Here is a 15,319-nt window from a genome sequence, read left to right as displayed (position 1 = left end):
CCCCATTTCGTTATATCACTATTTAACGATATATAAAAGAAGACAATCTGTCAATAGATTTATCGAAAACCAAAGGGATGCAACCAGATAATTAAAAATCAGTTCCCCTTTCTTCAATACTCTTTTCTCGTAGTATTTAATAAAGTCCAGTTCTAAAAAGAACCGGAATGCTTGCTAAAAAAGAGATAGAATCGCTCCGCCAATTGCAGAAAACAATACAACCATCCAAGGAGGAAGCTTCCAAATCACCAAGAGTCCAAAGGAGATCAAAGCAAGGCTAAAATCAGCTGGGGTATGAATCGCTTTTGTCCATACTGGATCATAGAGAGCGGCAAGCAAAATTCCTACTACTGCGGCATTGATCCCATTCAACGTTGCTTGAAAAGAAGACTTTTTTCGAATCCAGTCCCAAAAGGGCAATGCTCCAATAATCAACAAAAAGGATGGAAGAAAGACAGCAACTGTAGCCAGTAGTACTCCCGACCAGCCACTGATTACTGCCCCTAAATATGCAGAAAAAGTAAAAAGAGGTCCCGGAACCGCTTGTGCTGCTCCATAACCAGCTAGAAACTGATCCGAACTCATCCATCCCGTTGGCACAACTTCCGCTTGAAGGAGTGGAAGCACAACATGACCACCTCCAAATACGAAGGAACCTGTTCGAAAAAAGCTATCTAACATCGGTATCCACTGTCCGGAAGAGATTTGTCGCATAAGAGGAAGTAGGAGCAAAAGAGCAAAAAATAATCCCCAAGAAAACAAAGCTGCTTTCCGACTCAAAGGTACTCGGATGGACGGAGATTCCGAAACCGAGTTCTTCGGTAATAACCACCACCCGATGAATCCAGCTATCCCAATGATAAGAACCTGACTGAGAGCAGTTTGCCAAGTGACCACAACCATCGCGGATAAAATGGCGATTGCTCTTCGTGGACGATCGGGTGCTAAATTTTTGGCCATTCCCCATACTGCTTGAGCAACGACGGCGACAGCGACCACTAGTAGTCCATGTAGCCAGTCTGTTTCATGCATTGGAAACCGTTTTACTACCAGTGCAAATAGTACAAGGATGAAAATGGAAGGAAGGGTAAATCCGATCCAAGAAGCGATTGCACCAGGTAAACCTGCCCGAATCATCCCAATGGCAATCCCTACCTGACTGCTCGCTGGTCCCGGCAAGAATTGACAAAGAGCAACCAAATCAGCATATGCTTTTTCATCTAACCATTTCCGTCGATGCACGTATTCTTCCCGAAAGTACCCTAGATGGGCAATCGGTCCCCCAAAAGAAGTAAGTCCTAAACGGGTAGCAACCCCTAAGACTTCCAGTACCGAATTTCTTTGTTTTTTCGGTGGATTGGCTTCGGCGACCCCTTCCTCTGTCATTTCTTCATCCCCTTCTAATCTTATCTATGTGATTCCTAAGAAAAAACACTCGATAATTATGGAACTATCTCAGTATATACCATCCATGAATAAATAGTCAGACAAAAGAAAACTTATCATCTAATGATCATTGTGATAGAATAAGACAAATTCTTAACATAGCCGATGAAATTCGCCACAATTGCTGATAAAAGCTGATGACTCCTACCAGTACATGCTGGTAGGAGTCTGTTTATTTCTAGAAATATTTTCGAGAGGACATGTTGTGATTTATATGGTCATTGGAATCGCTGGAGCGCTTGGTGTATTACTTCGTTATTATGTTGGTATTTGGATTCCAACTTCTTGGATTTTGAATTTTCCATTGGGGTCTTTGCTCATCAATTTAGTTGGATCGTTTTTCCTGAGTTGGTTCACGGTATGGTCTACTTGCTATTCATCCATGCCAACTTGGTTCAAAACAGGAATCACAACTGGATTTATTCGATCTTTTACTATCTTTTCAACCTTACAATGGGAAAGTATACAAATGAGAAACGAAAAGAACAGTAAAAATTTTTTTGGTACATTGGGCTTAGTTACTCGGTTGGAATCTTATGTGCCTTTCTTGGATATGTTTTCGGTGAAAGTTATAGATTATGAACTTTCATTTTTTAGAGAACCTAACCTATTTCCTTTGCCCTCTCATCCAATTTCCATTATAATGTAAGAAGACAAATACGGTGGAGCCTGTAAACATACAACTTCTTTTCCCTGATGCAAAAAGGAAGTTTATATGTTGATGGGCTTTTTCTTTATGTATAGTCCACATAATATCTAAGTAAGATTCCGATTACTCCAGAAAATTCAATTATCCAATAAATCATTCTTGTCCTCCTTTTTATGAATCTTTTTTATGTAGGTTTTGGAGATTAAGTGACTGATTTATGGAAAAGGAAATGAATTATATTGATAGGTGAGAAAACAAAAAAAGCATTACAGTTGTTAATAAAAGTTATAGATTACGAACTATCTTATTGTCCTGATCCAGATATTCCACCATGGTTTGAAGATACACACCACGATGAGGCAATAAACAACTAGAGGAAGCAAGAAAACTAGTAATAAGCAATTCGAATTAGATATATCCTAATAAAAGGACCACAAAAATTGATGGAAAAGTTGTTGTATAAAACTCTTTTAGTTGACCACTTAAATACTAACACAAGAATTACAGGCAATATAATCGAGCAGAAGTTCCTAGATCAATACTAAATGGTTAAATCATGGATCTTTTGGCTATAACAAATAAGAGCAGAAGGAGAGTTTTCATATGCTGAACTATCAATTTGATACAAACACCATACACTTAGAAGAAAGTCCAAATAACGAAGAAATCGAAATCCAAATTAAACTACTACAGCCAGAACCATACGCAAAATATTTGAAGCAAGTGAAAGATTTCTTTGATGGAAATGATCGTTATACAGAAGTACTCTTTTATTATTGTAAAAATAATGAGTATCGAATCATTGTAAAACCAGATTACTATAACGATCTGATTTTAATGTTAATGAGACATCAACTGCTTCAAAAAGTGGAGTGGAAACACTAACAACCTTCCCTTGCCTCCAGATTTCATTTCCTATATAATAAAAATTAATGTGAATATGTATATTTTTGGAGGAGCCTGTCACATATAAACTTTCATTTTTCTGATGAAAAAGGGAAGTTTATATGTTGACGGGCTTTTTACTATGTAAAAAAGGCGGGTGTTCTATGTACACAACCATTTTAGCCATCGGCATTTTTTTGATTATTTATGCGTTCATTATCACTGAAAAATGGAATCGAGCAGTGATTTCCTTATTGGGTGCATCCATTATGGTTCTTGCAGGCATTGTAGATGTTCATCAAATTTTTACCCATTATATCGAGTGGAACACCATCGCGTTATTGATTGGAATGATGATCTTAGTCACCATCACCAATACAACCGGTGTTTTTCAGTGGTTAGCGATAAAAACAGCAAAGTCCGTGAAAGGGAACCCCATTCACCTGTTGATCATGTTATCCCTCCTAACAGCTGTTGGATCTGCCTTATTAGACAATGTAACGACTGTCTTACTCATCGTTCCCATTACTTTTTCCATTACTCGCATCCTAAAAGTGAATCCTGTACCTTATCTGATTTCCGAAGTAATCGCTTCCAATGTTGGCGGGACTGCCACCTTAATTGGGGATCCACCCAATATCATGATCGGTGCTGCAAACAAACATTTAACTTTTAATTCTTTTCTGATCCACCTTGGTCCGATTGCAGCCATTATTCTTGTGATCACTCTTGTGATGTTATATTTCATCTATCGAAAAAAGCTTACAGTATCGGAAGAAGACAAACAGCAATTGGCCAACTTGGATGAAAACGAATCCATTGAAAATATTCCTTTGATGAAAAAATCACTTGTTGTCTTAGGGCTGACTATTGTTGGTTTTACCCTTCATTCCATTCTTCATGTCGAAGCGTCTGTGATTGCTTTTGCAGGCGCTAGCCTCTTGCTATTGATCGGATTAAATGAACATCAAATCGAAAAAACATTTGCCACCGTGGAATGGACCACGATTTTCTTTTTTGCAGGATTGTTTACGCTGGTTGGAGGGTTGCAAGAAGTAGGGGTTATCAAACAGATTGCGAAATACGTACTGGATATTACAAATGGCGACCTGTCCCTAGCTGCTATTTTAATTTTATGGATCTCGGGAATTGCATCTGCCACGATAGACAATATTCCCTTTGTTGCTACCATGATTCCTCTGATTCAGGAAATGGCAAACAGTTTAGGAATGGCTGTAAATGCACCTGAAATCAATACGTTATGGTGGTCTTTGGCATTAGGGGCTTGCTTAGGTGGAAATGGTACGATTCTAGGAGCTTCTGCTAATGTGATCGTTGCAAGTCTTGCTTCCAAAGAGGGAAAAGGATTCAGTTACATGGAATTTTTAAAGATCGGTGCTCCTATTACTTTGATCTCCCTAGTCATAGCAAATATCTATTTACTAATTCGCTATTTATAATGACAACTTCATGTCATCACTTCTATATGTGATGGCATTTCTTTTTCTCATAAATTCTGAATCCAACAACAAGTTGAAAACGAAAGGATAAAAAGGCTCTATGAAACAAGTCATAAAAACAACGAATGATCCCATCGAGTATCGATTAACAGAAGAAAGAGAATCCGTGATTCTGATTCTAAATGGTGGACATTGTTCAGATTGTTCTTCCCCTATACCATTTGAAGCATTTTTGACTGATCTTGGATATCAGCTATTGATTCCCTCTCGACCTGGTTACGGCAATACCCCTTCTTCTACTGGTCGAAAAGCAGAACAGTTTGCCGATATGCTTATAGAAGTTTTGGATATTCTTCATATCCCATCTGTTACTATCCTAGCGATTTCTGCTGGTGGTCGAACCGCTTTACAATTAGCTGGCAGGCATCCAGATCATGTAGAAAAAATAGTTCTTCAAGGAGCCCTCATCCATGATGATTGGCCAAATAAGAAAACAAAGCTCCTTTCCTACTTTCTGTTTAATCCCATTGTAGAAAAAGGGATTTGGGGTTTTTTTCGATTTCTAATCCAAAAATATCCACTTGGGACATTAAAAATAATGATGAAAAGTTTTACAACTCTACCGGTAGAACAAATAATCAAACAGATGAGTGACAATCAACAAATGGAAGCAATCAAATTTCTACAACATCTTCAATCCGGCTCCGGATTTTTGAAAGATATACGCCATCGATCGGGAGATCTTAGTCGTATTCGAGTTCCTACCCTTATTATTCACAGCAAATATGACGGAAGTAACCCGGTTACACATGCCGAATATGCAGCGAATCACATCCCACATGCAGAGTTATTTTTATCCGAGGCTGAAAGCCACCTGATTTGGTTTCATGATCACCATGAAAAGATCAAAGAAAAAGTAGCTTCCTTTCTAGAAAAATAGATACATGGCTTTAGTTAGTTTTCTATTTGTGGTTGTCCAATAAGACCAAAGTATAGCAAATGATCTAGATCCTTAAGCATGGATGAATTGGTTTGTGCCAAGAATCCTAGTTTCGCAAAGGCTTCTTTAAACATCTGAATATATAACCAGGATGGATAGAACCTTCTTTTTTCCTTTATCCACTATCTTTGTAAAAAAAGGAACCGTTTTCTTTTGATAAAATTCTTCCCTATGAGCTTGAATAACTACATCATCCAAGTGGCTATGCAACAAGTTTACCTGTATATTTTCTGCAGTTTCTTCCTGATCGACCATAATACGTTTCATTTTTTCATGGAAAGGGATATCCTGCGACAGGACAGTTTCCTATATTCCTATTTTCTTTGCCATGATAAAAAACAAGGTGCTATGAATCAGTTCGTCTTTACTTTCAAAATAATTGCTGGAGTACCCTCAAACGCTCACCTTACGAAAATCTTCCATTCAGCGCAGGACAACATATGTGCATTGGTTGGAATTGTGCTACACAGGAAATGAAGGTAATACTCGCAATACTCCTTCAATGGTTTCGATTCGTAATAAATCCCGATTCAAAGATTACTCTATTATAATGATGCGACCCATCCACGGAATACCCATGAAGATAGTTCCCCAAGATGGTAAGTTCAGCAGAGTTCCAGTGAAGGGAAAAATCAATCAATATGTCGACTTCACCTGATAAAGTATGTAGTTTTCGTGGGATTATCAGATCATAGTAAAACGTTTATGTATCTCTTACCGCTCATCCTTACATATTACCAACAACTCACATACGTCCGCCTGATAAGAAGGTAATTTTAATAATAAACGAATGGCTCTCTTGAAACTCGACGTAAGCTACTTCAATGTTTAAATATAGATGGATTTCTTTTAGCTGAAACTTGGTCAAAAGTTTGGACAAGCAATCCGTCTTCTTCCAACCATTCCGCAATAAATACATTTTTAACATCGTCTACTCCATGATCTCGAAGTTGGAGTAATAACCCTGTGTATCTTTTAGGTGAAATATGTGCACAGAGTAAAGAGTAATGTATATTGCTTTTTACTCTTGTTTATTTATGTTATCAGAAGTGTGTGACCAGAGATGTGACCAAACATTGTTACAAATCCCATGTATTTTTTTCGACTCTACTTCCTATTCTCCCTACTCCACCTTGTACCCTAACAACAAAAATATCATTATCCATAATGATATAGGTGTAAAAAAGATACTCCCCATTTTTTTAATATCTTTTTCAGATGCCAGCTATTTTGTATTAGATGGTAGAGTCGTCGAGCCCGACGGCATCGTGATCCGCTGCCACCTCGACCAGCACGACAACCGGAGGTGAGCGAAGGACTCAAGGGGGAAAATCTTCGACATTCTGCTCTGAAGTTATCACTTAGAGCCCTCAGGAATAAGTTTTCCTGTAGATGTGCTCCGCAATAGAGTACACCTGAACAACTTCCTTCCAAGCGGCTGTTAGGGCTCTGATAATAATATATGTTCACATAAAAGAAAACGTATGGAAGAAATATTTCATACGTTTTCTTTTATGTATTATTCAATATAAGGTTACGTTGCCTGTGTCTGTTGTCGACTGTTTGATTCTAGACCTACTACCTACTAAGGAATTCACGGATAATAAATCAATAATTAATGAGATACGATCTAAACCAAAATTTTTAACTATTGTTCTTAGGTGACGGAATAAACAGTCTCCTGCTTAAGATATTCCAACTATTTGTGTGCAAAGCTATGCAAAGAGACTGATTAAATTCCCGTCTGGGTCCTGAACAATCGCATAGCGCTGCCCCCAAAATGCATCCCATGGCTCGCGATGGCCTATATATCCATGCTCTGTTATTTTTTTAAATAATTCATCTACTGCTTCCCGGCTGTCGCACAAAAATGCCAGCTCTATACGGTGACCTACTGGCTCGTCCCAACTACCATAAATATTTTCAACGATTTCCTGTAAATCAAAGGCAAATCGAAAACCGTTTTGCACAACCTCAACGTGCATTTCGTCATAGGCACTCTCTGGTATATCTAATCCTAGAATACGATAAAACTCTAAAGCTTTTCTCATGTCTTTTACCACAACACCGATCATATCGAATTTAATTCCCATGAATCTCATCTCCTATATGTGAAATCTGATTTACACGCTGTGAAAATAAAAAATACATAAAAGCACTGTACAAAATAATCATAAGTAAGAAAAGTGTCACGTTCGCATACACAAACGATTGTTCTTTTAAGACGAACGGATGAAATGGAAAGTTAAGAAAGGAGACATCCAACAATTTAGCTGCAACAGATGTGCCTAATGCTTGCGCAAAGAACAACCCTAAGTTAAACACACCCATTCCGATTCCAATCTGATTCTCATGGAGCGTAGAAGACACGCTTTCGGTTAATGATGTTTGAGAGAAAGCATTGCCTATATTCAAGACCATAAAGGCTACAACTATCCACCATATCCTCTGATCAATGCTTAGCCAAATGAATAGGAAACCAAGGGCAATCAACCCTAACCCAGCAATCGTAACGTACCGTGCTCCTTTTTTTACAATGCTATCGCCTGCCAATTTTCCACATAATGCTGCACAGAGGGCCCCAGGAAACATAAGCATACCTATCGTTTCGGCACGTAAAGCAGATACCTGAGACAGCAACAACGGAAGCAGAAACATCATCGTCATATAGGCACTAAAAACCAGAAACCCAATGATAACGCCGATTCTGTACAGAGGTTTTCTTAAAATAGCGACTTGGATAAATGGATATGGATGCACACGAAGGTGGATTACAAACCAAATACCAGCTGCCAGACTACACGCAAGATACACCAGATTCATCAAGGTTAAGAACAATATTAGACTTGTAATCATAACACTTACGAGAATAGCGCCAAACAAATCGAATTCCCCTTCTTTTCTCTCCTCTTTAGGTAAAATTCTCAAGAAAAAGGGAATAGCTGCAAGAATAAAAACCGGGATTAAAAATAAGTATGCCCAGTCTATATATCCAGTAATATATCCACCAAGTACAGGTCCTATAGCAACGCCGAAAGAGAACGTTGATGTAACCAGACCAAACATTTTCTTGCGTCCAGTAACTGTAAAATAACGTGTAATGATCGTGTTGTTTATAGCCGGGATAGCTGAAGCTCCTAATCCTTGAATTGCGCGAAAAAGAATAATGGTTACGTAATGATCACGAAAAAGGAAACCAAGAACGGAACTAGAGACATAAATGATTATTCCAATCACCATAAGATGCTTTAGGCTAAACAAATCGCTAAGTTTTCCAAACATAATGGATCCGATTCCGAAAAAAAGAATAAAAATAGTTACAACCCAACTGACTTGTGAAGGTTGTAAATGAAATTGTTTTGAAATACTTGGTGTTGCTACATTAAATACCGTTTCATTCAGAACGGAGAAAAAGATGACATAAAGGATCCAAGGTACAATTCTTTTTATGTCATCTTCACTTGGAGAGGAAGTTACTACTATTGACATAAGATACCTCCTTTGCATTGGATTTATTGAAAATGATAACCTTTACTTCACCATAAAAAATAGTAAAAAACGGACTTATGAGATCCGTTTTTTACAACTGTTTGGGGAGTATCCCATAATAACGTTTAAAGTTTTTAATAAAATGCGATTGATCATAGTAACCATATTTCAATGCAATGTCCGTAAAGCTGGTACTAGTGCCGCTATAGAGTTCCTGTAGTATGGATTGAAATCTAACAATTCCTAGCATTTCCTTTGGGCTTAATCCCAGTTCTCTATCAAAGATTCTCCTCATATGCCTTTCCGTAAAATGGAGCTTTTCCGCCAGATCCAATGTTGAAATATTCCCCTTAAATGCGTATATATATTGCATACTTTGAAGCACCAAGGAATTGGTTGAAGTGTTGTTTAATGCCAACAAATGATTCAGTTTTCGCTCCACAATTTCAATAATTTTTGAGACTACTTGAGTGGATAAGATTTCTTCAACCATGAATAGCCCTTCCATTCCCCATATATCTTCCAGAAAAACATGTTGTCCGATAAATGTAGAGGCGGGAAATTTTAAAATAGAGTGTGCTGGCTCTGGATAGAAACGAATGCCGAACAATGATTGGGATTTGGAAAGACTTAAGACTTCAAATCGAGTCATCAATCCCTCAACAAAAGCGGCTTTCCAAGAAGAAGCGGACTGACGGTCAACAATTATATCTATGCAACCATCAGGGAGGATTCGATGTAACTGATTCTTATCTTCTGCATGAAAATCCATGGTCCAATAACAAACGACATGTGATGCTAAGCTTTCGCACGGAACATATTCTCGGTAGCTGTAATCAGGGCTCTGTATCTGTTGCAATTTAGGTGGCTGTATAGGACGATACTCGTTCATCATTTACTTAAGATACCCCCCTTATCATTATTTGCTTGATATTCATTTGCTAAATATTAGATCGACAATATTTCCTTATTTCAGAATGGGAATATATTTCTAAGAATATTCCTCCATTGTGAAACCTCCTCGTATACCAAAAAGAAAAGTAGAGGTATGGTCTCTGGAAACAGCTAATTTATTTTTGACTTTAGTGGAGAAACGACGGTTTTTTATCGCTTATGTGTTAGGAATCTACACGGGTATGCGCAAAGGTGAAATTCTTGGTCTTCGTTGGAAAGATTGTGATCTTGAGGAAGGAAAAATAAGCAACCAGCAAACACTTGCAAAAGCAAGAGGAAAATTAACTTTCCAAGAGCCAAAAACAAGTGGTTCAGAAAGAACCATCACTCTTCCCCATTATGCAACCTCATGTCTGGAAAAACATAAAATTGCTCAGGCTCAATTGAAACTAAAACTGGGATCTGCTTATCAAGACAATGATTTAGTTGTTTGTAGTGCCATTGGGAATCCAATTGACACAAGTGATATCAACAAAGACATGGCATATGTCATAAAGAAACATAACCTTCCAAAAATATCTTTTCACGGGTTACGACACACTCATGCTACCATGCTTCTTTCCATTGGTGAAAATGCAAAAGTTGTTTCAGAAAGATTAGGACACGCAAATATCGGGATCACTCTCAACACTTATAGTCATGTTCTCCCCAATATGCAAAAAAGCTTAGCCGAAAATTTCGACACTGCAATGAAAAAAAATAGTCCAAAAACGATATAGAAAAGATGCTACGTGACCAAAATGTGGTCAAATGAGGTTTTAAACAAAAACGAAAAGCCAAAACCCCTTATCTATCAAGGAAAATTGGCTCTCGTTTAGTGAGTGTCGATTATACTTCCATATTAAATATAGGTGTTTCCTTGGGTTTCCTCTGGGTTACATAGGTGCATGAAGTCCGGTGTTTCAAGGGTTTGTGTTCACTTGTGTGTATGTGGGAGAACCCGAGGATTTTTAGTGTGTGGGCAAAATGTGGTCAATTCATATGAGTTAATAATTCAATTTGAGTCTTTACTTCTTTGAATTTTAATAAAAATTCAAAGAAGTAAATCGACGACATTATATGTTAGCAATTTTTTAACCCTTTAAAACAAATCCATCTGCTCAGATTCAGCTACATACATCGATTCCATTGTCTGAACGAGTTGTGAATCCATAATTTCCTTATCAAATACTTGTCGATAAACATTACTATATACAACAGGAAATTTTTGAATGATACTTTCATTATTATGTGCTGTTAAACAAATGAGTTGAATTCGGTTACTTTTAGCGATCTCTATTACTGGATCTACGACATGGTCACTCGACGCTTGTCCAAAAGGATTATCCACCAGAATAGTATAAGAATCTTTTGCACGTCCTGTGATCATTTGACGTAGATGTGAAATGAATACCATGAACATAATCATATATATCGTGTACTTTTCACCACCACTCCATTTAGCTGCAATCTCCCAGTTCTCATATCGAATCTTTTCTTGTAATACATTTTTTTTCTTAGGTTTAAACACTCGGATACGACATTGGGAATATGGTGCATAGGATTTCATCAATTCCTTAGCTTGCAATTCCCTGTTGATAAATCTAGAAATTATTTCTTCTTCTGTTCCTTCTTCTCTCATTTTTTTGATTTCTGCAATCATTGTTTGAATATGTTCCGTAAGTTTCTTTTTGGTAGTCTCTTCATCAAAAGTATCCCAAGTAAACTTAATTGCTTGGAGTTTTTGGCCATATAAAGTCATTTTAGAACTTCTTGGTATTTCCTTGATTTTTTCATAAATTTCAATTACACGACTATAGCACATGTCTAGAAGGTGATTTTGATCACGTTTTGCTATTTCTTTAAAAGTTTCTTCCCTTTTACGATACTGAGTTATTCCTTCCATGATGTATAAGAATTTTTCGGTAACATAATCATGGTCGAACAAACGATCTTCGGTAAAAATCAGTTCAAGGGAACGAATAACTTGATTCATACTTGGATTTTGTGTCTGTTCCAAACGTTTTTGATATTGTCTAAACTGAGTCTTAACATTATCCTTCTTAACAATAATTTCTTCATTTAACTGATTCCATTTTCGAATGATTTGTTCAAGATAAGATCGAACATCTTGTTCCCACGGAGCTTGTTCCAAAGGTTTAATTGTATTTATGACATTTAAAATATCTTCATTAAAATGAAGTAAGCTCAAGCTTTGGTCATACAATTGAATTAGATGTTCACTTTGGTTTACTTCTTTTTGCTGGGCAGTAACACTATTCTTATCTGCATCAAGTTTTTTTAAAACTAATGGATACTCTTCATCACTGTTATATATATATGGTTCTTTCTCAAATTGCTTTTTTATAATGTTAACTTTCTCCGAAATATGGCCATTCAAGTTTTCGATTTTTAATTTTAGACCTGTAATTTCTCTGAAAAGTGTCTCCTTCTCCTCTTCTACTGAACCTTTTTCTTTCTTTTTTTGCTTTATTTCCTCAGATGCAATAGACCTGTAATTCTCTTGTAACCAATCCATTTCGATACATGTTTCCTCAATTTTTTTTTCATGCTTTCGGATTGAAGCCTGTAAATCACTAAAATGATCTTCCAAGTTGGATCGATCTTGCTGTTTTTTCTCTAAAACACTCTTTTTTGCTAAATAACGTTCTTTTTCTTCAAAATAATGTAAATCTCTATCTACTACTAACCCTTGTATCCATTGGTATTTTTGTTGATCTTTGTTTAGTTCCTTTAAAATATGGTTAAAATCCCTTTGTTTAGATTCAAACTCCTCCTGTAAACTTTTAGCTTTTTCATCCTCTTCTGCTAACAATTTCTTTTCTACTTGTATATCCTTGCCCCACTTCAAAAGAGATTGTTTCTCCGTATACATTTTATCTTTTTGCTTGTAATTATCTAAAAAAACATCAAATGCTTCTCTCTTTTTGACTATTAGTCTCTGTAGATTTTGCAGCTCCTCCACTTTGGTTTGACTTTCTTCTTTACTTCTAGTACAAGAAGCAATGGTACTCATTAAACAATCTAATCTGCTTTCAATTTGATTTACGTTCTCAATAATTTTCTTTTTTAGTCCGGTTTTTTCTTCCCATATATAAGGACGAAACTCTTCCCAGTATTTTTGTAATTCGTTCAAAGTTTTTTCTGCATTTTTTTGTTTATTCACTTGAATCTTTCGTTGTTCATCTAAGTCATTAAGTTGATATATTAGTTCTTTTTTACGAAGTTCCACTTTTCGTTTATCAACAAACCATTCAACATCTAAATTTTGATGCATCCATGTATCATTTCCTAAACAAAACAATGTTCCGAATTGATCTGGGTGGATTTCTTTTGATAATCCTTCCCGATTTAAGAATAAAATAGGAATTTCCTTTTGATACTGAAAACTTTCTAATGCCTTACTAACCATTCGAAAAGAAGCTGATTCTGATAAAATACTATAAGGTAGAGCCGGAAATAATTGTAATATTTTTCTTTTATCATCAATATCTATCTCTTGCATAGAAATCCATTCACTACCCAGCAAAACATAAATATCTTTATCTGCAAGATGTTTTTTCACATCCAAAAGCCCTTTATGAGGCACAAAATATGATCGATCTCCTAAAAGCTCTAGCTCATCTATCCCCTTTTGTTTTTTCAACTCGATCATTCTCACTTCATTTTCAAATTGTTGAATACGAGTACGAAGCATTTCTACCAACTCATCTTTTTCTACCTCCGTTTGAGGAACATTTCGACCAAAATGAGATACTAGTTCCTTCAATGATTTTTCCTGGGTGAGTTTGTAATCCTCCCATTCATCTAAATTTTTAATCTTCTCTTCACCCTGTCCTTTCTTGTTAAATAGCTCAGCTTTTTCTTGAAAACAATTTTCAATATCCTTATCCAACCTTTTTACATGATCGGAAAGCTCTTTCTGATCCATGAGATTTGATTGTTCCTCTATACAAAGAATCTCGTAACAAGCATTAGGGTCCAACAGATCCCATTCTTCAAACCAATTTAAAAGTATCTTTCGTTTTTTTTCATACTCTTTCCACCAATGTTCAACTTCAACCAATCTAGACCTTTGATCAGATTCATCTACTTGAAGCTTCTCTTGTTGAAGTGAGTATTGATTTCTTTTATTTTTCAATTCATCTATATCATTTTTAATTCTCTTTATCTGCTCCTGGTTATTATTTATTTCTTTTGCCCAAGCCAAAGAAGTCTGCTCAAATAAATAAGTGACCTCTTTTTCAAGTTCTGGATCTGATTGTTTTAGTGCATATAATTTCTCTTGGACTCCAGCAGCTTTCCTAGAAATTCGTTGCCAACCCTCGAATTCCTGAAATGCTTCAAATTCCAAAAGTTTATGATTGATTTCGTCTAGAAGATTGGTTTTTACAGATAGTATATTTTCTTTGTCTTTCTGTTTTGTCCGATCATTATTTTGTTTTTTTTCCAATGTGTATATCTCGTAACTATCACGTTTCCATTCTCCATTTCGTATCTGGTTTTTCGTTTCATTCATTTGATTTATAAGAGATTCTAGGTGATTCTCTTCTTTTTCCCGGAAAAACTTAAGGGTAGCACCTGTCTTTAGCAAATGCATTTGCTGATTTTTAAGCTCACTATGAACTTCTTGATACATCTGAGTAGCATTAATCAAATCTTCTACAGATTCTTCTATTACATCACAATCTTTTATATTTTTTTCAATTTCTGGTAATCTAAATAAATTTTCTTGATAAGTTTCAAACGATCTGGTTAAGGTTCCATCTTTTGAAATTGCTTCTTCAATGGATGGTATTAGTAGCCTTGTTAATAAACTCTCCACATCTGTAGCTTTCTCAAAAAATTCAGCTACCCCTCCTTCAGATACATTTATTTTTTTGATACTTTCCCATTCATTTGATAGAAGTCCATGTGATAGTAATGTTTCCTTGTATTTTGATCGCTCAGACGAATTAAACAATTGTATGTGTACACGAGTCTCTTTTTTCAATTGATGACGTAATTGTTCATATCCTGTGATTTTTTTACTTCCATCGATCTCAGAAATAAATTGCAAATCATCTATACTAAATTGATCTTTTTTGTAATCACATACATACATAAAAAAACGAATGTTTTCGTGAGGATCGGATGGATTATCATAGCTAAAACCAGTTAACACCTTGTGTTCTCCAGTAATATCTGTATTCCACTCGATTGCAATATGACCATTTTCTCCATTGGCAACCGTCTCTTGTAAAGTGCGCTGATTAGTTTTTGTATTTGGAAGTATTGTTTGTAAAAAGAGTTGAATAAAACTAGTTTTCCCTCCGCCGTTTTCCAACAAGTACAAGGATGTTAATCCTTGTAGAGATAATACCTTGTGTGGTATTTGCTTATCTCCATCTTCCAAATGTATATTGCATAAACGGACTTTATTCACAACCGGCATAA

General features: G+C 36.2%; 12 protein-coding genes. 6 read left to right on the top strand and 6 right to left on the bottom strand.

The window, feature by feature from the left end; all coding sequences use genetic code 11:
* Positions 1-174: 174 nt before the first annotated feature.
* On the bottom strand, positions 175-1,386 hold the full coding sequence (locus tag GSM42_RS14895; protein ID WP_160802333.1) for a chromate transporter: 1,212 nt from the start codon (positions 1,384-1,386) through the stop codon (positions 175-177).
* A 274-nt stretch (positions 1,387-1,660) separates the two neighbouring features.
* Between GSM42_RS14895 and GSM42_RS14890 the strand changes: the two genes are divergently transcribed.
* The 5 genes from GSM42_RS14890 (at position 1,661) to GSM42_RS20715 (ending at position 5,991) form a co-directional block, all read left to right on the top strand.
* Positions 1,661-2,095, top strand: coding sequence for a fluoride efflux transporter FluC (locus GSM42_RS14890; protein ID WP_237446641.1), 435 nt, complete (start codon positions 1,661-1,663; stop codon positions 2,093-2,095).
* A gap of 603 nt (positions 2,096-2,698) precedes the next feature.
* Complete coding sequence (locus tag GSM42_RS14885; protein WP_160802331.1) at positions 2,699-2,980, top strand: hypothetical protein; 282 nt, start codon at positions 2,699-2,701, stop codon at positions 2,978-2,980.
* Between the two features lie 164 nt (positions 2,981-3,144).
* Positions 3,145-4,440, top strand: coding sequence for an ArsB/NhaD family transporter (locus tag GSM42_RS14880; RefSeq protein ID WP_160802330.1), 1,296 nt, complete (start codon positions 3,145-3,147; stop codon positions 4,438-4,440).
* Between the two features lie 100 nt (positions 4,441-4,540).
* Positions 4,541-5,380: an alpha/beta fold hydrolase gene (locus GSM42_RS14875; protein ID WP_160802329.1), complete on the top strand. Its 840-nt coding sequence runs from the start codon at positions 4,541-4,543 to the stop codon at positions 5,378-5,380.
* Between the two features lie 500 nt (positions 5,381-5,880).
* Complete coding sequence (locus GSM42_RS20715; RefSeq protein ID WP_237446628.1) at positions 5,881-5,991, top strand: cytochrome P450; 111 nt, start codon at positions 5,881-5,883, stop codon at positions 5,989-5,991.
* A gap of 194 nt (positions 5,992-6,185) precedes the next feature.
* Here GSM42_RS20715 and GSM42_RS14865 read toward each other — a convergent pair whose 3' ends face one another.
* From GSM42_RS14865 to GSM42_RS14850, 4 genes are all read right to left on the bottom strand, one after another.
* On the bottom strand, positions 6,186-6,368 hold the full coding sequence (locus GSM42_RS14865) for a hypothetical protein (protein WP_160802328.1): 183 nt from the start codon (positions 6,366-6,368) through the stop codon (positions 6,186-6,188).
* Between the two features lie 787 nt (positions 6,369-7,155).
* On the bottom strand, positions 7,156-7,533 hold the full coding sequence (locus GSM42_RS14860; protein ID WP_160802327.1) for a VOC family protein: 378 nt from the start codon (positions 7,531-7,533) through the stop codon (positions 7,156-7,158).
* Positions 7,523-8,929: an MFS transporter gene (locus GSM42_RS14855; protein WP_160802326.1), complete on the bottom strand. Its 1,407-nt coding sequence runs from the start codon at positions 8,927-8,929 to the stop codon at positions 7,523-7,525. Before GSM42_RS14855 ends, GSM42_RS14860 begins: the two co-directional genes overlap by 11 nt.
* Positions 8,930-9,020: 91 nt before the next feature.
* On the bottom strand, positions 9,021-9,824 hold the full coding sequence (locus GSM42_RS14850; protein ID WP_160802325.1) for an AraC family transcriptional regulator: 804 nt from the start codon (positions 9,822-9,824) through the stop codon (positions 9,021-9,023).
* A gap of 115 nt (positions 9,825-9,939) precedes the next feature.
* On the opposite strand from GSM42_RS14850, the gene GSM42_RS14845 reads away from it, so the two are divergent.
* Entirely contained in the window at positions 9,940-10,602 is a 663-nt protein-coding gene (locus GSM42_RS14845; RefSeq protein WP_160802324.1) for a tyrosine-type recombinase/integrase, read from the top strand.
* A gap of 362 nt (positions 10,603-10,964) precedes the next feature.
* Here GSM42_RS14845 and GSM42_RS14840 read toward each other — a convergent pair whose 3' ends face one another.
* Complete coding sequence (locus GSM42_RS14840) at positions 10,965-15,317, bottom strand: coiled-coil domain-containing protein (RefSeq protein WP_160802323.1); 4,353 nt, start codon at positions 15,315-15,317, stop codon at positions 10,965-10,967.
* Between the last annotated feature and the right edge of the window lie 2 nt (positions 15,318-15,319).

It is taken from the genome of Shimazuella alba (assembly GCF_009831235.1).
Classification (GTDB): Bacteria; Bacillota; Bacilli; order Thermoactinomycetales; family Thermoactinomycetaceae; genus Shimazuella; species Shimazuella alba.
The sequence above is the reverse complement of the archived record's forward strand: the minus strand, read 5'-3'. Positions and strand labels throughout refer to the sequence as shown.

Excerpts from the sequence above, each read along its gene's own strand:
- GSM42_RS14890 (WP_237446641.1), top strand. The coding sequence starts at position 1,661 with ATGGTCATTGGAATCGCTGGAGCGCTTGGTGTATTACTTCGTTATTAT.
- GSM42_RS14840 (WP_160802323.1), bottom strand. The coding sequence starts at position 15,317 with ATGCCGGTTGTGAATAAAGTCCGTTTATGCAATATACATTTGGAAGAT.
- GSM42_RS14855 (WP_160802326.1), bottom strand. The coding sequence starts at position 8,929 with ATGTCAATAGTAGTAACTTCCTCTCCAAGTGAAGATGACATAAAAAGA.
- GSM42_RS14860 (WP_160802327.1), bottom strand. The coding sequence starts at position 7,533 with ATGGGAATTAAATTCGATATGATCGGTGTTGTGGTAAAAGACATGAGA.
- GSM42_RS14850 (WP_160802325.1), bottom strand. The coding sequence starts at position 9,824 with ATGATGAACGAGTATCGTCCTATACAGCCACCTAAATTGCAACAGATA.
- GSM42_RS14875 (WP_160802329.1), top strand. The coding sequence starts at position 4,541 with ATGAAACAAGTCATAAAAACAACGAATGATCCCATCGAGTATCGATTA.
- GSM42_RS14865 (WP_160802328.1), bottom strand. The coding sequence starts at position 6,368 with ATGTTAAAAATGTATTTATTGCGGAATGGTTGGAAGAAGACGGATTGC.
- GSM42_RS14895 (WP_160802333.1), bottom strand. The coding sequence starts at position 1,386 with ATGACAGAGGAAGGGGTCGCCGAAGCCAATCCACCGAAAAAACAAAGA.
- GSM42_RS20715 (WP_237446628.1), top strand. The coding sequence starts at position 5,881 with ATGTGCATTGGTTGGAATTGTGCTACACAGGAAATGAAGGTAATACTC.
- GSM42_RS14880 (WP_160802330.1), top strand. The coding sequence starts at position 3,145 with ATGTACACAACCATTTTAGCCATCGGCATTTTTTTGATTATTTATGCG.
- GSM42_RS14885 (WP_160802331.1), top strand. The coding sequence starts at position 2,699 with ATGCTGAACTATCAATTTGATACAAACACCATACACTTAGAAGAAAGT.